Origin of the sequence: Levilactobacillus cerevisiae, assembly GCF_003946245.1 — a bacterium.
In the GTDB taxonomy this organism is placed as follows: domain Bacteria; phylum Bacillota; class Bacilli; order Lactobacillales; family Lactobacillaceae; genus Levilactobacillus; species Levilactobacillus cerevisiae.
Genome location: NZ_RHNN01000028.1, coordinates 17,803 through 38,647, shown reverse-complemented (window position 1 = coordinate 38,647; position 20,845 = coordinate 17,803). Strand labels below are relative to the sequence as shown.

The window sequence follows — 20,845 nt, the reverse complement described above, 5'->3', positions numbered from 1 at the left end:
TTCACTCGATTATATTGACCGTGATATTAGTTGAACTGGTTACCGCTAGTTGAAAATCACTAACACTTACATCGGCCTCAGTTAATTTATCTAAACTGGTTCCCAGTGTTAGTGCCACATCAGTGACACCAACCGGCGAATACGCGGGAGCAAATAGTTTAGAATAAAGTACCTTATCGCCCATGCCCAATGTGTCGAAGTAATTAATGATGTTTGTTTTAATACTGGCCGGTCCATTGTCCGTATCAAACTTTGTATCATCAATATGAATATCGACTTTAATGAAGACAGGGACCGTTTCTGCTCGATCAAAAGCCACAATGTGCTGACGGCCACCAATATCCGTTGCAGTTCCCATCACTGAGCCAATCGTGTTGGATTGTGGTGGTAAGTAATCAAAGTAAGTTTGGATAATGTCAGCATCAGCACCGCCAATGACATACAAATGTACTGACTTGGCCGGATTGCCGTAACTATCTTTGCTCATTGTGTTGTTGTTAATCAGTCGGACGTCGGTAACCCCGGATAGATTTTTAATAGCGGTTTGAATGCCATTTGGCGTTGAATTGGGTGTATTTAAACGGTTAGCTAGTACGCGCTGACGTAACTCGTCATCCGTTTCTGGATCACCACCACCGGTTGCTGCGGAAGGATTTGTCACCGCATAAAAACCGTCAATTGAGTCTTCCGGATTAATGACCGTATTGGGCATAACGTTCGAAGCTGTGCCCGTCTCGATGGCTACCGCTTGAACGATTTGCCGGCCTAATACATTACCGTCGTCATCTTCTAATGGCTGCGTATTACCCCCACTATCAACGTAAGTAGCTTGTTGTGTAATCTTCGTGTCAGCCATGGTCGAAAATACCTGTCCATCTGGTGTGGAAAATTGTGTTTCTTCTGGAATGATTGTTGGTGAATCTGGGTCTACGTACCCGTCAATTCGCAAGTCTACATAAGCATTCACTGCAGGCTTACGATAGACCTTAAGTTCTGCCGCCAAGTCGTCTAAGTTAGCACCGGAACTTTTCAGCACAAAGAATGAGTTATAAACGCCTTGGGCCAGTTTTTCCAATGTATCGTCTGCCTCAGATAACACGCCTGCCAGCATGCCGGGCGTCTGACTGTCATCTAAGTCAATGCCATCACCAAACCGCTTAATGAATAGCGCATTAATATCATCACGTAAGTCGTCTAATTCTTCTCGGTCAAATCCTGTATCAGTCGTTAGTGGCATCAACATCGCCTCCTACGTCTACTCCGACTGTTGCCGCAATTGTGGTGCCGCCATTAAGGGTTACTGTCGCTGACAAGTTAGTGATTCGCTGTTCAGCATTCACCTGAAAATCAGTGATCTCAACCGCATCAAACTCTTCGGGCCATTGTTCTTGTAAGTAATCAGCGAGAATTGACTGGATAACCCCTTGATCGTCTGCATTAGCTAGTAGATCATTATGGTCAATCCCAATATCCTCGTTCCACAGGAGTTCTGCCGTGTTGATGTTTAGCAGTAAGCTTAGCTTTTGTGCCAATTCATCGTCATCTTCAACCAAATTAAAAACACCAGTGTTGGCATCAAAATCCAAGTCACCGGTGTCGTCTAATCCAAAAGCAATCATGACAAAATCACCGCCTGTACAATTGTGTCTTGTAGGCTGTGAACCCGTTTGGTTTCAATTGCATAGTTGCTCTTACCCGTCCAGTTGTCCATTTCACGGTCGCAAAAGTCAACGCTCACAACTGAACCGACTTTCATTGGCTTCCAACTTTTGCTTAGTTTCCCAAGAACTTCATCAAGCTGCCAAATTGACGATGGCACCACGCACTCAACTAGAGGCGCACGCTTGTCCCCGTCAGACTGTAGCGGCAACGGTTGAACACTACAACGATGATCAGTTTTTCTGTATGAAATGACCCGGCCAATCATGTTGCAATTAATCTGCGATGAAATCAACGGGATTAATTCTTTTTCCAGAAAATCAGACATCTTGTGCTTGGGATCAACCACTTTCTTTTTAACTTTAGGCATAAACAACCACCTCCATTTTGTAACTATCTCGATCGTGCGTATGGGTAACGCTCTTAACTCGTTTCAATCCAGTAATCTCCGTCGATTTTACATAGACAGCTGAGCCAGCTAGTATTCGTGGATCATCGAAACACTCTAGCGTCCAGGTTGCTGAACCATCGTCAGTGCTGTTATAGGTTGGCTCTTGCGTTAGCCCATTAGTCATCGCTAGATATAAGTGCTCATTGTATGGGTTAGGCTTCTGCCAATCATCAATATAAATTGCACCTCGTCGATAGTAGACCTTGCTCCCACAATCCTTAGCGATTGATTTAATAGCGGCCAATGGCTTAGATGAAAGCGAGTAGCCTTTCTTGTAAACCTTGTTCTTTTTTAAATGCACTGTGGCAATGTCAATCTTAGCGTCGCGTTTAATCCTTGCGATAATTTGACTAGCTTTAACATTCTTTTTAAAGGCAATGTTTACCTTTTTAACTTGCTTAGTTTGATAAGAAATTGTCTTGCCGTCGCTCGTCTTAACCTTATGTGTAACCGTTTTCGATCCATTAAATTTGCTATACAATCGTTTTTCTTTGCTGTAGTCTTTACCTTCAGTGAACGTAATCTGTGTTTCCTTATCCATGCCGTCTCTCGTCTCCGGTGAGACTTGCGAAATGGTCCCCTCGGTAAGTAGACCATAGAGCCCTGTTGGCCCCGTATGCAACGTTATATGGTCGCCTTTATGAATCTTATTGAGGTGTGTTTTGGCCAAATTAAAAACGGTGACTGTACATGTTGCCGGACTGCCACCGTCATCAGACGGTACTTCATAATTGATCGGAACACTGTTTTTTTCAGATAAAGTGAGTTTGGCCCCGTTGTGAGTAATCACGATAGTTGTCGTATATCCCCAATAGTAACCGTCGCTTTTAACTTTTACTGACATTGCAATCACACCTCGCCATCAGGAATATCATCAATACATAAATTAACGGTATCACCCAGATTGCCTGGATCAATTTCAATTTCATTTCCGGACTCGTCCAGAGGAATAATCGTTTCTGCCGGCAAGCCATCAATGTTAATATTACGCCAAAGTGGTTGGTTAAGCACCAGCACTTCGCCTTGACGAATAGCAACACCATCAAGCGTAGAAACGTCTATCGTAAAGGTACGATCAATTTCATTCCACTGAAATCCAAAGATATAACTTCCGGAGTCTAAATCCACTTGGCGATTATATGGCATATCATCTGGTTCGATTGGTATCGTGTCATGAACGGTCATTACTGATACCTCACTTTCACACCAATTGGCAACTTAGCAGCGGGCCACTTATTCATCTTTTCCAGGCTGGAAACTGACACATTATGGCTTTGGGCAATTGACCAATAAGTCATACCAGACTTTACCGTTACCGTTTTGTGCGTTGTTTTCTTGGTACCGGTCTTTGCTCCCGTCGAAGACTTCGACTTCTTTTTAGTCTTTTTCTTGGCATAAGCAATTTTGTCTTTTTGGGCATACGTGAAGGTAATTGATAGCTGCATGCTATTTTTATTGCCTGCTGTATAAGCCGTCTTACCAACCGATGATAAGTAAGCATGATTCCACTTAGAGAAGCCTCGTACAGTGACCTCAACGCCCTTACGTGCCCAACCTTGTAAGATTTCATACTGCTTATCACAATCAGAAAAAGACTTACCAAATAAATAGTAAGTCCCCGATAACTGTTTAGAATTACGTACGCTGTAGTTAGTTCGTGGATCAGACTTGTCAACTGCATTAGTTGGCACATCTTGGTCGTTAGTTTCTGACGGATCAAATTCCCCTAGCATAAATACTCGACTAGTCTTTAAATCAGCACGATAGATAGCCGTTTGACCACCATAATTTTTCTTGACCACTTTAATCTTGGATCGAATACTCTTTCCATTAGCCTTTTGAAGTTTTTTCCGTGCAACTAACTTGCGTGCAGTATTTGTAGAAGAATATTGACCATAAATTTTTTTGTCTTTAGACTTCTTAGTCTTTAGACTGCTAATCTTGCTTTTTTCCGTTTTAATGTTCGCTTGTGCTTTGGTTTTTGCTGACATTTGTTTCTGGTAACCAGCTGAGGAAGCAATCTTCTTCATATCACTTACTAATGATTTTTTATCTTTTTTCAGTGACGTAATTTTGGAAGTAATTGTTTTCTTCTTGGACGAACTCTTTGTCTTAGCAATCAACTTCTCTTGCGCTTCGATTCGAGTTTCAAGAGCGTCGTAAGCTGAACTCTTAGCTTTATAGCCATTGGCTTTGTTTAAATAGTCATTAGCCGTATCAATTTTCTTTTCGGCAGCAGTAATCGCCTTACCGGCCTTGGAAATCTTGGCTGCATCAGCAGAAACGGTTTTCTTCCATTTCTGGGCTTCGTTGGCAATCTTCTTGTCACTCTTACCCTTTAAATTAAGCTTCTTCGTTTTGCTAGCCATTAGACATTAAGCCCTCCTTCATCATTTAGTCCCCAAAGTTCGCGGAACTTTTCAACTAAATCATCATTACGTTTTTCTAACCGGCTATCTAACTCGTCAATTGCTGACTTGTCAGCGTTGCCTTGAATAACCACCTTAGTGGGCGCACTAATGGTTACTTTACCCTTACTACCACCACTAATAAGTTTTTCCGAAGCTTCATGAGGAATGACTACACCGGAATTATCCGGATTAAACAGTTCCCAGCCTTTCTCACCGACTACTGATAATTGATTCTTAGCTAGTTTTCCACCTTTTTCCCGGCGAACGGCACCAGTTGGACCCCAGCCACCAGTGTGAACATCGGAGCGCCAGTTAGTATCATTGAACATGGCCAAAAGCTGATCCAAGTCAGAGTAAATGTTCTTGTGGCCTTTCATTGCATAATGCTGAAAGGTCGGATCAATGAACTGCAAAATACCTTTAGATGGTGTTCCGGCCTTAGCATTAGAGTCCCATTTATTAATAGCTTTAGCATTCCCACCAGATTCGTGTTGAATGACCCGTTCAATATTGGCAATATCCGCCCCACTCGGGTGAACTCCCATCATTGATGCTGCTTTGCGAATTAACGCGCTGCTAACGCTTCCGCCACTGGCATCGCCGCCAGAATCCAGCAAAGGTGATAAGTGTTTTTCAATCCAGCCCATCATGCCACCAGTTTCCTGTTTAATGAGCTTTTGTAAGGCGCTGCCACCGGACTTGGTATTGTTCTTGGACTTATCTTCAGTTCCAGGTACCCGACCAAATTTAGGCGTTCCTGGGAAGTATGACAGCGAACTCATGCCAACGTTCGGATGACTAGTTGGACTCATAGCTGACCAATACTTACCGTTACCAGCATAGACCCCAATGTGTTCGTTATTTCCGACCAAATCACCCGGTTTCAAGTCGCCTTTGCTGATACTCTTGGCTTTAGCAATTTGTGAACCCGAAAAATGCGGATAATCAATACCGAACGCATGCTTCAGGGCATACATGACCAATCCAGAACAATCAAACGTATTAGGCCCAGTTGCACCCCAAACGTATTTCTTTCCCTTACCGTATTTTTCTACCGCAGCAAGTAAGCCTGAGGCTGATCCAGAATCATCGAGAACCCCAGATGCCATTGACCAGAGTGAGGACCACCAAGTCGAGGCTTGCTTTTTCATGGAATTATAAAAGCCACCGGCAAAGTCGCTAAGAATAGTGCCTTGTCCTGATGGCTTCTTACCCATAAGACTATTTAAATACTTGCCGGGTCCGGCAATAATCTTTTGAATCGTGCTCAGCAAGTGTGTCGCACCATGCCAAGCTTTCGACGCAAAGTTACCAATTCCTGAAATGCCTGATTCGACACCGCCGACTGCGTCAGCAGCCACCTTTTTAGTCCCCTTCCATAGATTACTAAAGAAGCCAGTACCCGAAGCAAAGTGTTGCATGCTCATAGCCATTTTAGATTCCGTGGCATTCAACACTTCAGCGCCCGGCTCTAACATGCGCATAACATTGGTTCCCTTAATCAGTTCGCCCATACCATTAGGGTGAATTAGCATTTCTCGATTACCAGTTTCTGGCGAATCATGTCCATCATTCAACATAGCCATGGTTGGCTTAGTAATCGCTCTACGCTGACCAGATAAAGCACCGGTCCCTGTTGCTAAGTGAACTGGATTAATCGTTCCAATTGCTTTGCTAGATCCACCAAATGCGTGAATGACTGAATCAATACCGCTGATTCCTGAGTTAAGAACTTTGATGACGTTGTTGATACCATCTTGAACGTGTTTAACGATACCTTTCCAGAGATCGCCGAACCAATCAGATATACCATTCCAAAATGATTTCCAGCCCTTGCCAATATCTTTCCAAGTATTGCTAAATGCCTTAGTCATTTTTCCTAATTTTCCACCAGTCAGATCATTGATATAGTCAAAGTCAGCCTTAAAGACGTCTTTGGCTAAGGACCAAAATGATTTGATCAGCTTAACGCCGTCTTTCTTAAAGTCTTTCCAATTGCCAGTTATAACATCAATCCCAACATTAACGATGCTTTCAATTGTCTTAAATCCATTTTTAAAGATACCTTTGGCGTCTCCCCACAAATTTTTAAACGACTTAACCATCTTTCTAACTGATGCCATAATGCCATTAACAAACTTGCGGAATTTTTTATCATGCTGGTATAGCTTAACTAAGATTACAATTGCCGCAGTAATACCTGCAATCCACAAAGCCCAGGGAAGTAATTTAATGGCTGCTCCCATTAATCTCGTTGATGATGTGAACTTTAAAATGCTCTCTCTTAGTCCCCGAATCCCGCTACCCATTTCTAAAAGCTTCTTGGCGGCAAATGCACCCATAAGAACCTTACCTACAGACTGAATAGCACTCTTGTGTTTAGAAATAGCATTTAACGCGTCCCCAAATCCACGCAAACCTTTAGAAGCTTTGCCGCTTTGGCCACCAATAGTTTTGATGATCGACGCAATAGGCTTCCAGGCCCCAATAGCTAAATTTTTACCAATGGTAAATACAGAACTAGCGATCTCAGACAAAGCCTTCCGGTTTTTAACCAAGAATTTGATGGCCTCACCAATATAATTGCCCATCTTAGCGCCCAAAGCTTCTGCAATGCCTTGCAATTGCTTTTTAACGTCGCCTAGGCCACCTTTCTTGCTATCAACCGATTCTAAGGCCTTAGCCATACCCTCAACGAGGGGACCAGCGAATTTTGCTTTTAAGTTTTGCCAAGTCCCTTCAATTCCGGCCAGTTGCCCCTTAGTCGTCTTGCTAAAATTGGCCCATTCCTTACTGCTCATCTTAGCGGCAGTTGTCATGTACTGCTGTAGCTTAGCACCAGTCAGTTTGCCATTCTTCAACTGATCGTTAAAGGCCTTGGTTGTCATGCCGCTAGCTGAAATGATTGCTTTTTGGAATGCTGGTAGCTGTCCAATTGAACGTTGAAAAAATCCAGCCGAAACTTTCTTAGATCCAGCTAATTTAGCAACACCCATAGAGATTTGCTGAATCTGCTGACTGGACTTGTTTGCAGCTGCACCGAACGCTGCAATTTCATTCGTAAACTTCTTTGCCTGTGGCACACTGTTCGTCACTGCATAAAACTTCTTTTGCATCGCATCAATTGCTGAACCAGCCATATTTGACTTACTACGAATCTCACCAATCTGATCGGTCATGCCCTTGGCTTGCGCTTTGCTTAGCCCAATATCTTTCCACTGATTGCGAATTTGTTCGCCACCTTCAGCTAATTCATAGCCCGATTTGACGACGTTTTGAATACCCGATGCCATGTTCTGCAAGCCATTAGAAATGGCTGTTCCTACAAAGCTGCCGAAGATAATATCATGTAGCCGACGCATGCGATGATGAGCTTCATCTACGTGATTACTATATTTTTTAATTGCCTCAGAACCATCGTTAGTTGACTTATTTGATCCCTGCATCTCAGTCTTGATATGCGTAATCTTGTCAGAACGTAGCTTGCCGACTTGATCGTTGAGCTTACGCATCGATTCAGTGTCTTTAGCCCCTACATTGGAAAAGTCCAGATTGTGTTTAAAGGTATCAGCCTGCTGGGCAGTCTTGCGGAACTCACTTCGAAATCCAGCCATGCTGTCTTTAGACTGATTAACATCACGAGATATGTTAAGCCCAGAACCTAGTGATTCTTTTAGTTTATCAGCCTGACCAGTGATTTCATGAAACGAACGCATGAAGTCATCAAGCATCGAGTTTGCCTTACGAAATTCCTCTAGTCCATTGACCTTAAGATCAATGCCAATACCGGCATGCCGCAACTCTTTAGTTTCTGCCATCATTTTCCTCCTTTCTGACCTAATATTTTCCCTAGTGCCATCAGGACTCCATCAGACACGCCTTTTGCAATGATTGTTTTTAATTCCTTACCAATCCGTTCAGCAATTTCATTGCTAACCAAAAATTCATCTTGGGTCTGTTGCCGTATATCATGTTCTGTCATTCCTAGAAACAGCGCTGGGTTAACAAAAGCCATGCGCTTGTCAACCACCTTGTCTAATAATGACTGATCAACATTGCCATGAGCGTCGGTAAACTTAGAGTTTAACTTGTTGTAACGACTCCATAAGAAATTGAAACGCTTTACCTAATACCGATTGGTCACCGTTACGGTCCGTGATTTCTGCTAAGAACTTCGTAGCTTCCTGCATGGCAATCATACCTAGTCCACTGCCATCTCCTGTAGCGTCCCAGAAGTTCATCTTAAGTACTTCATTCTTATCTGTGCGGAAAACTTCACTATTAAGCTTGGTCATCGTACCGTTCATATTAGATGCCCCAGATGGCCGCGTTGACATGAAAACAATCTGCAAAGCAGTACGATAACCTGGCCAAACCATGTTGATATGCACGTCTTTACCGCTACGATTTTTCTTAGTAACGGTTTTCTTCTTAATGTCGTCTGGAACTTCTGCATTCAATGATTCATAATCCATATGTGGATTAACTAATACGTTGTGCATAATAAGGTCAAACAGTCGACCTGCGTCTCCGGTATCTTCACCAACGTTTAGGGCATCAATTGCTTGTGAGGCAATATCAAATCCAGGATCTTGTAGCGTGATCTTACGTGTCTTCTTGTCACCCTTCGAATCGGTATATTCTACCGTTCGTTCAAATTGATTATCCATAAACGCTGCAATAGCTTGTTCATCTTTTTCTGACATATAAAAGTCTCTCCTTAATTAAAAAGAGGACACCGTCTGGTGACCTCATAGTCTATTTGTGAGATTGCGATTTGAAAATGTGTTATAATATGGGCATAGAAAAAGGTCGGTGCTATCACACCGACCCCTGCAAGCCGCTTCAAAGGCGGTGGCAAGTTATTCAAACGATAATTTTGTCGTCCTGCAACCTACCAAAGTTGAGCAGGGCGGCTTTTTTATTTGTTCCTTTTGTCGATATAGCTGAGTAGCGCGATTAAAAACGTGCCAAACAGCAACATCAACGAGAGTGTCTGGAAGACGCTCATTGACTGTGAAACCTTCCTGAAGATTATTCCATGTTCCCATGGGCCCCACCTCACAAGGGAAAAGACAGCCACCGCCCTTAAAACTTCTTGCTCAGTCAGTATAACATGAAAACAGTGCGCTAATCTGCCCTTAACGGACGGTTAGTGCGCTTTTAGTTTTTAAACATTGAGTCGTCAACATCGGCACCGGTGTTTTGGTAGTAACCTGCCAGTACCGTCCAGGCCAGCGAGTATGCTTGCTCATTACCTTGGTTATTAGGCAGGCCGGCTAAACGGCAGCCTTCTGCAGTGATCTTTTCACCAGTAGAATCATTGACGATATTGAGGCCAAACATTTGGTCAGCACTCAATAGTCCTGCTTGCATTTCATCGTGTTGTAAATGATAGAGATTGAACAGAATATCAGTTGTTGAAGTGCCAGGATAGGTATTCAACGTTAGGGTCCCTGTCTCGTCGTCAGTGTCGAAGAACATAACGTTTGAGTGAAAATCGCCTTGCATAGTTGTATCTGCAGCCGTACGTTGTGAACTAAAAGCTTCACCGTTTTGGAAGCCACCTAATTCTTTCGATTGGCCTTTCCACAACAAATAAATGTGTAAGAACCGTGCGGAATATAAATTGACTTCTTTTCCGTTTGATAAAGTGATTGCCATAACTTATCCCTCCTTAAAGTGTCAAATCAATCTTGGCGTTGATCGTATCAATATCATCGGCAATCTGAACATTGAACCCGAATCCGTTGTACTTACGTGCGGCCACATCACTGCTAGACACATTAGAACGAGGCACACTAGTAATTTGAACAGCACTAGCCAATACGCCTTGCTGTTGCAGTTGCTGACCGCAAGCTTCAATAGTTTGTGCCATTTCTTTAATCGTGGCGTCATTAAAAATTGGGAAGTTATGACGGTTAAGATATTTCTGCAATGCCGTCTGGAACGTATCGATGACCAGTTGCGTATGAACAAATTGGTCGACGTAGTTTCCAGCCAAAGCTAGGCCGTTCAGCAACATGTAATCACCAGACTTGTTTACAACTACTGTCCCATTAGCTGCAGCAATCGTGTCGTAATCATCGGTTGATAAATCGGCGTCTGGTTCGAACTGTGACTGATTACCAATGTGCTGAAAATCAACTGGTAAGTTGGCTGCAGCGTATGCGGCCGCTTGAGCAGCCACGAAACGATCACTAGCCGTTTCAACAATAGCTGCTGTATTCCCAAGTGAATTCTTTTTTGTTTGAATGCCCTTAACATGGGTGGACAACGTTTGGAGATCAGTAACCGACTTAGGCTGCGTAACCAGCATGATACGTTGGTTGTCATACAAAAAGTCTGATACGGCCTCAGTCTCTGCTTCAGTAGCCCCGTCCAGAACTAAATACTTGAATCCATCAAATAAGTGTTCAGTCAGGCCAACCACAATCCCAGGTGTGGTCGTTGCCGTGACAGTTGCACCAGTAGTTGTTCCCGTCGTTTGAACATTGGCTGGGGTCGTTGAGTCAACATTAGGATAGGTGATAACTTCCACTGGACCCTTGAAGTTGTCAGCTTCAAACATTGCCTCCGCTTGGGAATAAACGCCAGTTGTTTCATCAAAATCTGCTGACAGACTATATAAGTCTGTATAAATAGACGCCTTAGTTGTTGCGTCCGCCCCTTTAGTTGCAATACCAACGGCTGGCGTGCCACCTGAGTTCTTTAACGCATGAATGGAAACAACAAAGTGGACGTCTGTTGTTTGTTTAATTGCCAAAATTTATTCAGCTCCTTTTGTATTAATTTGCGGGTCAACACTCGCAATACTTCCCGTTTGTGTCTCATCAGTGAAGTTGTCTTGAACACCAAACGTGTAGTCAGCACCAGACATAAACTGCCAATCAACGTCAAGAAACGTGTCAGTTGATGGAATCGTGCTACAATCCTTGGCAACAATGTGTTGCTGAAATAGCTCATACGCCGGTTGTTGCAAGAAAAAAAGCTTCCGCAACTCGTGCCCGAGTGTTTTAGCTTCTCCTTCGTCATTTGAGACGGCTTTAAATTGAACGTGAATATCAAAAATTTCTTCATTCACGGTATTAAATAGCACTCGTCCGTAATCGTCATAAATTTTGTACGTGACATACGGATAATCAGGCGTAAAGTTTTTAACACTCTCCGGACGAACCGTAACTTGTGGCATATACGTTTTAATTTGTTTTACGAGTGCTGCTGAAACAGCATCATACAGGTTGAACTCACTCATCAGTGCCAGCCTCCTTCAACTGGTAGTACACACGTCCAGCTGCAAAATCATCACCGTGATTAATGACCTCATAGGTCGCACCAGAAGCTCGCTGCACCTTTGTTCCTTTGGGGCAGCCAACTAGACCTGATAGCCAATAAAGCGTGCCTACAGGCAATTGACCGCCCAATTCTGGGGTATACGTCATGTTTGGATTAGTCGAATTAACAATCGGCTCATGCACCTTTTTTACCGTAGCTGGGGCCATGATTGGTCGGCCTAGTTCATCAGAATCTCCGGTGTCATGACCTGGAATGGTGACTGTCAAGTCTTCGGCTAACATGTCATTCATGAATCCAAAATTCCCAAAATTTTGAAAATTCATCGCTAGTTGCCTGATGCGACTTCAGCACCAGTATCGGTTGGCGTTACTTTAAGATCACTTGGTGTTGATTCGCCTGCAACCGTGAATCCAGATACTGACACAAATTGTCCCAGGAACTTTTTAGTGTCTGGATTATAGAAAGCAGCAAAATATTTACCGCTAGGAATTGTATCACCAGGCGCGTACCCCGTAATCTTGACAACCTTTGGATCATTTTCTGGGAAGAAGGCAATGTCACTCGTTTGTTCCGTGTCACGACTTGGCGTGATATAAGCACCGTCTGTCCCCGTCTTTGCTGCAACAATAACTAATTCCATACTCATAAACTCAAATCCTTTCTGTAATCCACGTGATTGAGTCACGCAGTTCTCCACTATCAATTAACGGATCATTAAATCCTTTATTCTTGGCAGTTAATGGCGCGTTCCTTGGTGTGCTGAAGTCAGCAATGGTTTGCTTAATGTCTTTGACCATCGCTTCTCCCAATACTGAGTACACATCTTTCGGCTCAATTTCACCGACCATACACTTAAAAGCCAAGTCGGCTCCCAACTCTGTCCACCGACCGAGATGGTGATTAAACGAATAACGCAAGAATGGCCGCGGTGGAATCACAACACTCTTGCGCAGAATAAACATGATTTTAAAACCACTATTAGTATCCGGCATGGCTAAATAGGCTTGATCAGCAGTTTTTCCTAACATGAAGAAAAGGTTTTGAAAATCTGCTGGCCGTTTATCACCTGAGTTCGGTGTTGGCAACGCCAGCCACTGTCGATTGACTGGAACAATAGTCTTACCGTATTCCTGGACCAAAGCAATCATGTTCAAATGATTATTAAGCCACGGCACACCCACGAACAATCTAACTGACTGCAACTCCTGTAATCGTCTAATTGCCTCTGCAGTATTATCAAAGTCTTCTGTCATTCTGTCCACACGGCTCCCATTGAGTCCGACACACCATAATCATCAACGATGTCATCATACTCAGCACGGTAGTCGTCATATCCATTAAAGTTGACCATTGTCTGCGAGTTACCAAACGTACTTGCGGATTGAACGCCACCATAGTTCATGAACCAATCATTGTATAGCAGATGACGCGTCCAAGCTCTTGTGGCGTTGATTAACGCGTCCTCTGAAATTTGATCGTGACTAGCCTTAAGCGCCGCGTCATCTAACCGCTCTTTAATATGAGCATCGCTAAATCCTTGGAAGATATTAATATCACTCTTGATATTTTCCGGCATAAGTGCGTCTTCCATACCTAATCACCTTTTTCTACTTGCCGCTACCTGATGAACTTGATCCACTACCTGTAGAACTTGATCCAGTGATTGCTGCCTTCTTAGGCGCATTAATTGTTGGCACTACATAGTCTGTACCAACCTTGAATCCATACTTAACCAATTGAATTTGTCGTGGATCATAAGACACGGCAAACAGTGGCTTAGTGCCGGCCTTCAAATCAGCTTGGTAGGTGTCAGGATTAGTCTGCGTTAAGTCAACGTTAGTGCCGGCCACATGGCAAGTTACTACCCGTTTTTGAATGATGGCAACCATGCCACCCTTTTGGAATTCATCACGTTGTACGACTAAACCATTGTCTGGCGTAGCCGTTGCATAATCAATGGCTCCTGGACCGAAGATGAGTGCATAAGTAGTTCCATCAGAAGCAACTGGAATGCTATCATCTTGAACGATACTCATGCCTTGGTACGTAGCAATTGGAGTTGCTGCACCAGCAGGTTGCAGGTATTCAATCAATTGTTGTTCACGCATTTCTGAATAAGCTGCTGAGTTAACAACTAATGTCGATAAGGTGTTATCCATCGTATCGCCCATACGTGCGAGTGCCTTAACAAAGTCTGCGGCAGATAATTCCTTTTCAGAGCCAACACCGAAAGACTTTGCAGTTGCAATATCTGCGTTGTTGAAAGTTGCTTTTACCGTATTCAGCAGTAGACCAGTATCTTGGCGAGTCCACCAGTTACCAAAACGATTGGCAATTTGTTGCTGGGTGCTTGCGCCAGAAATCAAATCGCCCCAGTCAGTATTACCAAACGACTTGCTTTGATACATCTTAATGCCGTGTTCCATCGCAGAATCGACACCATTCGTTTGAATGTCGTTAGTATCGTTCCATTCATCAGCATCGCCGGACAAGTCGTTCATTGCCGGGATTTCTACTGTCCGACCCGGTTGAAGCAATCGGCCACCTAATACTGGGTCATTTTGCAAGACACCAGATTGAACAAATCGATTAGTTTGAGTATTTTGACGATAGATCCAGTCTAAAAAGACTGTTGGTTCAATTAAGTTACTAAAATTCGTAGGATTGCCGTTAATTACAGCCATTACCTACACCTCCTATTTAAGTTTGTTGTATAAATCTGGATTCTCACGATAAATTTGAGTCTGCTGATCCATGTTGAGCTTGGCAAAATCTTCGCGTGTCAGCGATCCTGGAACTGTTTGACCACCGTTTTGTGGCGTATGTGTGCCCTGGACGCGTTGTTCTACGCTATCTTGAACAGCCTTGTTGAACAAGTCGATAAACTTGTCAATATTGTTCTTACGTACATCGTCATCTTTAGAAGTAACGAATTCTGCAAATTCAACAGGAATCTTGCTATCCGTTAAGGCTGACTTAGTTGCAGTCAAAGCATTTTTCTCATCAACGGCGTCTAGTCGTTCCTGCAATCGTTTCTCTTGGTCTGCCAGGGCTTGCCGCTTGTCATTGAGTTCTGCTTCGGCCTTCTGTTGCGCATTCATACCAGCGCGTTCTTCCCCTTTGGACATCCATTCTTCTTTCAGGGATTCCAGCTGACCATTAAACTTTTCTTCCAGCTGCTTAGCTTTAGCACCCATCATTTTATTCACGTCATCTTGTGAATATGCTTTACCGGATGGTTCCTGATCTTTAGGTTCTTGTTGCTGCTCCTTATCAGGATCGATTGGATTTGGTTCTTCACCAGGTTCAGCAAAATATTGCAAGTTCATCTTCATCGTAAAAGCTCCTTTTTAAAGTCCGTAGACTAGATCGGTTAAAGTCCGAATGACTAAATTGCTTGTTCTTTTAGGGCTGCAAGTAAGAAAAAGCCCACAAAAATAGGAGCTATTATCATATAAAGCAGATAAATAACCCCTATAATTTTGATTATTTGTTAACTACCCTTATTTGTAAGTGTTTTTAAGGGGCTATTACTAAGAAATCGCCCCTAATCAAATTCACCTGTCATCATACCGTCTAGTTGGCCATCAAGTAAATTGCCATCTTCATCGCACGCTACCAATTGACATCGACAACGTGGGTGCGTATCTTCTTGAGGAATCGGTGCTTGGCCGAATGGAAATATCTGCTTGTCTAATGGTTGGCAAATATCACAAACATGGTAGTCTTCTTCGGTTAGCCACATTACAAATTTAACGTCGCTATCTTCGTAAGCTTGTCGTTTACCTTCGTTGGTGTTCTCAACCGATTGTGTCTGCATCAATCCATCAATTCGAGATAATAGCTGATTCATTGGTGTTGCCAAGTTATCATCAATTCGATCGCCCGACTGTGGAATGCTTCTAGTTAGCTTGTTCATTGCGGTTACCGAAATTCCTCGACTCAGACCTTTATTTAAGGTCTCAATCATGCGATTAGCCATAACATCTTGGTGCATCCATAGTCGTTGCACGTATTCGGCCTGATCAGTGCTCTGTGGAACGTTTTGCTGCGAACGTGAAGAGTTATCTGCATACGCTGCCGAACGCTGTCTATTTAGTTCTGTGACACCATATAGTTCGCTTCTCGCTGTCGCAATACTCATACCAGCCCCAATCATTGCACCCAACATATCTCGCTTGGTTAATGATGCTTTAACATAAGCAGCCTGTAACTGCTTAGATAGTTTATCGTCGGGTTGAACGTCCGTTAACATTTCGTTAATGGCAGCGTAAAAGTGTTGCGTGTCCCATGAACTAACTGCTGACGACACTTGATTAAGAGTTAACCCACTATCATCGGCGTACTCGTTATAGAATTCTTTTAGATGGTTGGCGATAATGCTTAAGGATTGCTGATAGAAGCTATTGATCGTCTGACTGTTCGCCTTGTCCTGTTTGACCAGTTGGCGAATCTTCTGGCGCTCCTTCTTGACCGTTGTCAACGCTATCACCTACCCCATTCACGTTCTGCAGTTTGGCTTGCGCAGCAGCAATCATATTTGTTGTTCGTTCATCTTGATCGCCAGACTCATCATCTACTTGTTGTTTTTCTTGATCAGCCGGAATCCCAGTAATCGGTTCAGCCAAATTACGCAATGTTTCTGCAGAAAATTTGCCCGTCTGATTGAGGCCTTGAATAAGTGTCATCGTTTCCTGATTGTTCTTAGGCAGATTAGGCGTGAATGTGATTGTCACATTGTCGGACGGATTGTTTTCAGCGGTGATCGTAACGTCGTTATTTTTGAGATAGCTCCAATACGTCATTAGCAACCGCAACCGGCGCCGTATGCCACGCTGATAAAGTGTTTCCGACATAGCCATCTCTTGGTCACTACCCCATAGTTTGTAAGCCATGGCAACACCCGATGCATTGGCTGCAAAGTTTTGGTCAGTTGTGTCGGGTGTATTTGTGTCCTTATGAATGTCGGATAACAATTGGTTAATATAAATTTGCCACTCACTAGCATTCAACGACTTAGTCAGATAAGCTGCCGATGTTGGCACAACAGTTGGCGATCCGTTTGGATTTTTTTGGACATATGGCCGTAGATACAAAACGTTTGTGTTGCTATCAAGCACCTTTTCAACCATAACGGGTGCATTACTTTTCCCGTTGGTTGTGGATTCATTTGTATATCCACCACTCACGTTGTCAATGTAAACTGGCTGACCGTCTGGCCCTAGTTTTTGCTCTGACTTGCCGGAATTGTTGGCAACTTTTCCGTTGATCATCAGCATTGAATTGCTAAAGTCTTCTTGGCTGTTAGCCATCTCAGACAACGCTTGGTCATAGGCATCAATCTCATCGAGTTTAGTCTCCCAAGCGCCCACGCGTTCTTCATTTAAGCTATATTCAGTTAACGGTACTTGCTGAAAAAAGTGTTCTTCGGTGTCTGTCAGAGTCCAATCACTATCGGGTTCGTCACCCGCTGTAAAGTGATAAATGCTCTTATCCGTATAGACATCAACTTGATAATTTGTTTCATCTGCCACCTTAACGACGTAGTAGCGCACAGCAAATAGTTCTACGGGTTCTACGTCGGTAGACCAGACTACGAACGCACTATTGGGATCGATTGCCGTAACTCGTGGATCTTTTGACCCGTCTGCTACATATAGCAGCTCATACGCACGACCAGTATTCGCTAAGTTCTTGCCCATAATCTTTTCGTGATACGCCTCATCATTGGTTTGATTAAAATCATCTAGTGCTTGCATTGGCCCTTCACCAGTGTCGGTGTCATCATCTTTGTTTTGGTACCCGAACGTTAATGGCGTGCCAAACTCATATCCTACTTGAATGTTAGTAATATAGCGTGCCAATGCGCTAGAGATACGGTTATCTGCTCGATGGCTCTTCTTGTTAGACAACCAGTAATGAATGTTATTATCTGCTTGGTAATAACGTTCCAATTCAAGAATTCGTGGCAATTGATTTGTGTAGTGATCGTTAACGTACCACTGCACTAACTCTTCAAACGCCGCTGGTGTATCTTTAATAGCGTCCCATCTTGCTTGTGGAATGCTGTATATTTGATTAGTATCGAACGAATATCGCCCACCATAACGCTTACCATTTAACAAACTAATCGAGTTTGGCTTAGGATTAATCGACAGGCTGTGAGCTGTTTTGTCGTTTGTCTCTGCCATCATTGTTCACCTCGCTTTCATGTTGTTGGCAATAATTGTGTGCAAACTTAACGGCCAGCAACCTATTAGAGTCGCTGACCGCTTTATCTTGTTCGTTAATATTCTCATTAATCAATTCTGCCATCGCTTCAATAATATATTTAACATCTAAACCAATTGGTACTGAATAAGTAATGCCTCTATCGGTAAATTCTAGTGGCTTGCCATTCAGCATTGGTTCAAACACATTCATATCAAGCGGTGCTGTGTCCTTGGTAGTTGCTTGTTTTTTCCACTCTTCCATTGTCATTAGCTTTGCCATCAATGTCACCTCAAAACCTATGCTGTAATGTCTAATCTAGGTGTACTCTATATAGACATTACAGCTTACAAGACCGAATATCCTATAAATCCAAATTCTGTAAGCTTAAAACCTGCTTTTTATTTGTTTAATCAACTGTCCATTTTGAGTGTCTATTTTGAATGCAAATAAATCACCAAAAATCATCAGGATAATCGATCAATCCGTTATCAGCTAATAACTTAGTCTGATCGTTATAACTGTTATCCGGTTGTTTGTTATTTTGATTCCACAACTTGGTTGCAATCGCATATCGTACAGCGTCCATGACATGGTCATGATCTTTAACCGGCTCACCCGTTTTGTCATTCCAAACATACTGATAAACCTCATCCAAGAATTGTTGCATGCCTTCTTGAACAGCCATAAACTGGCGTTGTTTAATTTTACCGGCAACCGTTTCAATACCTTTTAGCACTGCCTTATAGGCATACAATGCGTTAATATGATTAGCTTGAAACTCATCAATATGTTCAACCCGGGCCGTGTCACAATAAAATGGAATATTGTACCCATAGTCTTGTTGTATCTGCTTAGCGACACTAACCCAATGGTCAATCTGTTGTAAATTACCGGTGTGTTCCTCAACCAAGTACGTATTACCCTGATTGTCGTCAGCAAGCACCACAAGCGACGTATCGTGCTCGTAGCCCCAATCGACGCCACAATAGTAGTTAAGTGTTTGATCTGCAGTACGTTTATCAAATTCCGAGCGGCTGATAACATTCTTGGACTTATCGAAGTCGCCATAAACCAATCCTTCACCAGCAACCCACAATCCTAAGATGCTGCGATCATAGAACATGCCACTCATTTGAGCCTTCATATCATGCACGTACTTCTTAGGCAAAAATGTATTGTCGTCCATCGTGAAATGATTGTAGATGATACCTTTTGACTCGTCCTTAGCCTGATCAATGTACTTTCGTTTAAGCCAATGGGTTGGCGTATCTGGGTTGGTATCACCAATGATTCTAGCCCCTTCAAATCCACGAACACGATTACGAATTTCTGTGAATGCTTGTTCATTAGCTAGTGACATTTCATTGATATAAGCTCCCCAGGCATTCATACCACGAATAGATGCCATACCAGCAATTGAACCCGTATAGGCTTGTACAACACGCACGCCAAACAATTCAAAAGCACCATGCACATCAAATTTAATATTAAGCATAGGGTAAGCCTGCATGATTTCTTGCAGCACGTTGTTAGCGATCGTCTTACTAGAAAATCCGGCTAGAATGTATTGCGCTTTCTTGTCCATTGATTGGGCTAACTTGCCAATACGTAATAGCTCACGCAAGAACATGTCATTGTCAATGACCGTCTTGCCAGAACCAACGGCCCCACTGTTGATCATTAGCGACCAGTCGTCACGGTCAAACTGCTTGAAGACTTCGACTTGCTTCTTTGTATACTTCAAATCAGCATAAGTTGTCATTTGTCGCTGTCCTCCTTCAACCGCTCGAACATCTTGTCAAACTGCTTGCCAACATCTTGGCCACCGCTTCTAGCATCGCGAGCCTTTTGTTCTGCCACATCAGCCTCAGCTTCTAGCTTACGAATTTTCGCACTCATTAGCTTGTCTGAACTAGGATAACGCTTTAGGATTTCTTTCATTGCTGATATACGTGTTTTCAAATCAGCCGTCTTTTCATCTTCAGTTGTGCCAAATGGCGTTGATGAGATAACTGTCTCTTTTGTTTCGCCTCGGGCAATACTAGTTAACAGTTGCAAGGCTTCTGTAGCGTCCATAATTTTATGCGATTCAATCTTAGCCAGCTTATCTTTGATGTAATTTTTAATATCGGGTTTTGTCAGGTTTTCTTGCCCAATAGAACGAGATGTATGTTTGCTGTAACCCGCATCAATCGCGGACTGAGTGGCGTTCCCGGACTTGATATAATTGTCAGCGAATTTTTGTTGTTTTACTGTTAGTTTCATTACATACCACCACGCCTCCGTTTCTTTTCCAAGCTAAAAGCGCCATGCTTCTTAGCACGACGCTCACGTTTCTTCTTATCAGCCAGCCAACGCTCCAAGTCACGACAGCAATGGTCCTCTGCTGGGCTAACGTAGCCATACTCAGTGTGTTGCATGTAGCCACACCCCCAGCACAATAATGAGCAGCACCATCAGCAGGCCGAACATTAAGTTGTCCCGTTGATAGTTTCTCATTGCCATTCCTCCAAATTAAAAGGCCGCCTCGTTTGAGACGACCGTATATGATTGCCAGCGATGCAATGCTGGCTAATGCAAATGGAGTCACATATTAGGAAATATTTTTGGGGGTATTCCTAATACAGCTCCATTGTAAACGTTATCTTCACATAAGTATCAGATAACGCTTGTTAAATGTGATTGGTGTGGAATCGAACCACACGCGGTAATGAGCCTCCTGACGTGGACTTTTTCTATTTTCTAGCCACGTTTCAACCACCCGTCGACTTACGCTTTTAAGATTAGCGTATAGAACTCGCATTTTGGGGTTGCG

24 protein-coding genes are annotated in these 20,845 nt (G+C 43.1%); all 24 read right to left on the bottom strand.

What is annotated here, in order from left to right:
- Position 1: 1 nt before the first annotated feature.
- Entirely contained in the window at positions 2-1,237 is a 1,236-nt protein-coding gene (locus tag EKM99_RS12435; protein WP_164511602.1) for a baseplate J/gp47 family protein, read from the bottom strand.
- The gene (locus tag EKM99_RS12430) at positions 1,221-1,619 is read right to left on the bottom strand and encodes a hypothetical protein (protein ID WP_125583734.1); all 399 of its coding nucleotides are present in this window, start codon (positions 1,617-1,619) and stop codon (positions 1,221-1,223) included. Before EKM99_RS12430 ends, EKM99_RS12435 begins: the two co-directional genes overlap by 17 nt.
- The gene (locus tag EKM99_RS12425) at positions 1,616-2,029 is read right to left on the bottom strand and encodes a hypothetical protein (protein WP_125583733.1); all 414 of its coding nucleotides are present in this window, start codon (positions 2,027-2,029) and stop codon (positions 1,616-1,618) included. The genes EKM99_RS12430 and EKM99_RS12425 overlap by 4 nt, the downstream gene beginning before the upstream one ends.
- Positions 2,022-2,954, bottom strand: a complete 933-nt coding sequence (locus EKM99_RS12420) for a hypothetical protein (protein WP_125583732.1) — start codon at positions 2,952-2,954, stop codon at positions 2,022-2,024. The genes EKM99_RS12425 and EKM99_RS12420 overlap by 8 nt, the downstream gene beginning before the upstream one ends.
- Positions 2,955-2,959: 5 nt before the next feature.
- Entirely contained in the window at positions 2,960-3,295 is a 336-nt protein-coding gene (locus tag EKM99_RS12415) for a phage baseplate plug family protein (RefSeq protein WP_042253745.1), read from the bottom strand.
- On the bottom strand, positions 3,295-4,479 hold the full coding sequence (locus tag EKM99_RS12410; RefSeq protein ID WP_125583731.1) for a LysM peptidoglycan-binding domain-containing protein: 1,185 nt from the start codon (positions 4,477-4,479) through the stop codon (positions 3,295-3,297). The genes EKM99_RS12415 and EKM99_RS12410 overlap by 1 nt, the downstream gene beginning before the upstream one ends.
- Positions 4,479-8,339 carry an NlpC/P60 family protein gene (locus EKM99_RS12405; RefSeq protein ID WP_164511601.1) on the bottom strand — a complete coding sequence of 1,287 codons (3,861 nt, stop codon included), beginning with the start codon at positions 8,337-8,339 and terminating at the stop codon, positions 4,479-4,481. Before EKM99_RS12405 ends, EKM99_RS12410 begins: the two co-directional genes overlap by 1 nt.
- A complete protein-coding gene (locus tag EKM99_RS12400; protein WP_042253738.1) occupies positions 8,339-8,536 on the bottom strand; it encodes a hypothetical protein in 198 nt (65 codons plus the stop codon). The genes EKM99_RS12405 and EKM99_RS12400 overlap by 1 nt, the downstream gene beginning before the upstream one ends.
- 61 nt (positions 8,537-8,597) lie before the next feature.
- Entirely contained in the window at positions 8,598-9,227 is a 630-nt protein-coding gene (locus EKM99_RS12395) for a hypothetical protein (protein ID WP_086989670.1), read from the bottom strand.
- A gap of 215 nt (positions 9,228-9,442) precedes the next feature.
- The gene (locus tag EKM99_RS12390) at positions 9,443-9,505 is read right to left on the bottom strand and encodes a putative holin-like toxin (RefSeq protein WP_232457175.1); all 63 of its coding nucleotides are present in this window, start codon (positions 9,503-9,505) and stop codon (positions 9,443-9,445) included.
- A 179-nt stretch (positions 9,506-9,684) separates the two neighbouring features.
- Positions 9,685-10,185: a hypothetical protein gene (locus EKM99_RS12385; protein WP_125583729.1), complete on the bottom strand. Its 501-nt coding sequence runs from the start codon at positions 10,183-10,185 to the stop codon at positions 9,685-9,687.
- 13 nt (positions 10,186-10,198) lie between these two features.
- The gene (locus tag EKM99_RS12380; RefSeq protein ID WP_125583728.1) at positions 10,199-11,287 is read right to left on the bottom strand and encodes a hypothetical protein; all 1,089 of its coding nucleotides are present in this window, start codon (positions 11,285-11,287) and stop codon (positions 10,199-10,201) included.
- A 3-nt stretch (positions 11,288-11,290) separates the two neighbouring features.
- On the bottom strand, positions 11,291-11,776 hold the full coding sequence (locus EKM99_RS12375) for a phage neck terminator protein (protein ID WP_125583727.1): 486 nt from the start codon (positions 11,774-11,776) through the stop codon (positions 11,291-11,293).
- The gene (locus tag EKM99_RS12370) at positions 11,769-12,140 is read right to left on the bottom strand and encodes a hypothetical protein (protein WP_164511600.1); all 372 of its coding nucleotides are present in this window, start codon (positions 12,138-12,140) and stop codon (positions 11,769-11,771) included. The genes EKM99_RS12375 and EKM99_RS12370 overlap by 8 nt, the downstream gene beginning before the upstream one ends.
- Positions 12,141-12,142: 2 nt before the next feature.
- Positions 12,143-12,463, bottom strand: a complete 321-nt coding sequence (locus EKM99_RS12365) for a hypothetical protein (RefSeq protein WP_087129282.1) — start codon at positions 12,461-12,463, stop codon at positions 12,143-12,145.
- 4 nt (positions 12,464-12,467) lie between these two features.
- Complete coding sequence (locus EKM99_RS12360) at positions 12,468-13,070, bottom strand: hypothetical protein (RefSeq protein ID WP_125583725.1); 603 nt, start codon at positions 13,068-13,070, stop codon at positions 12,468-12,470.
- The gene (locus EKM99_RS12355) at positions 13,067-13,408 is read right to left on the bottom strand and encodes a hypothetical protein (protein ID WP_125583724.1); all 342 of its coding nucleotides are present in this window, start codon (positions 13,406-13,408) and stop codon (positions 13,067-13,069) included. Before EKM99_RS12355 ends, EKM99_RS12360 begins: the two co-directional genes overlap by 4 nt.
- A gap of 16 nt (positions 13,409-13,424) precedes the next feature.
- Positions 13,425-14,501: a phage capsid protein gene (locus EKM99_RS12350; protein WP_125583723.1), complete on the bottom strand. Its 1,077-nt coding sequence runs from the start codon at positions 14,499-14,501 to the stop codon at positions 13,425-13,427.
- Positions 14,502-14,513: 12 nt separating this feature from the next.
- On the bottom strand, positions 14,514-15,152 hold the full coding sequence (locus EKM99_RS12345) for a DUF4355 domain-containing protein (RefSeq protein WP_125583722.1): 639 nt from the start codon (positions 15,150-15,152) through the stop codon (positions 14,514-14,516).
- A gap of 212 nt (positions 15,153-15,364) precedes the next feature.
- Complete coding sequence (locus tag EKM99_RS12340; RefSeq protein ID WP_225419863.1) at positions 15,365-16,300, bottom strand: structural protein; 936 nt, start codon at positions 16,298-16,300, stop codon at positions 15,365-15,367.
- Positions 16,221-18,011, bottom strand: coding sequence for a phage portal protein (locus tag EKM99_RS12335; protein WP_125583721.1), 1,791 nt, complete (start codon positions 18,009-18,011; stop codon positions 16,221-16,223). The genes EKM99_RS12340 and EKM99_RS12335 overlap by 80 nt, the downstream gene beginning before the upstream one ends.
- The gene (locus EKM99_RS12330) at positions 17,965-18,309 is read right to left on the bottom strand and encodes a hypothetical protein (RefSeq protein WP_087051874.1); all 345 of its coding nucleotides are present in this window, start codon (positions 18,307-18,309) and stop codon (positions 17,965-17,967) included. The genes EKM99_RS12335 and EKM99_RS12330 overlap by 47 nt, the downstream gene beginning before the upstream one ends.
- Before the next feature lie 172 nt (positions 18,310-18,481).
- A complete protein-coding gene (locus EKM99_RS12325; RefSeq protein WP_075168642.1) occupies positions 18,482-19,792 on the bottom strand; it encodes a PBSX family phage terminase large subunit in 1,311 nt (436 codons plus the stop codon).
- Positions 19,789-20,295, bottom strand: a complete 507-nt coding sequence (locus EKM99_RS12320; protein WP_125583720.1) for a terminase small subunit — start codon at positions 20,293-20,295, stop codon at positions 19,789-19,791. Before EKM99_RS12320 ends, EKM99_RS12325 begins: the two co-directional genes overlap by 4 nt.
- Positions 20,296-20,845 lie beyond the last annotated feature (550 nt).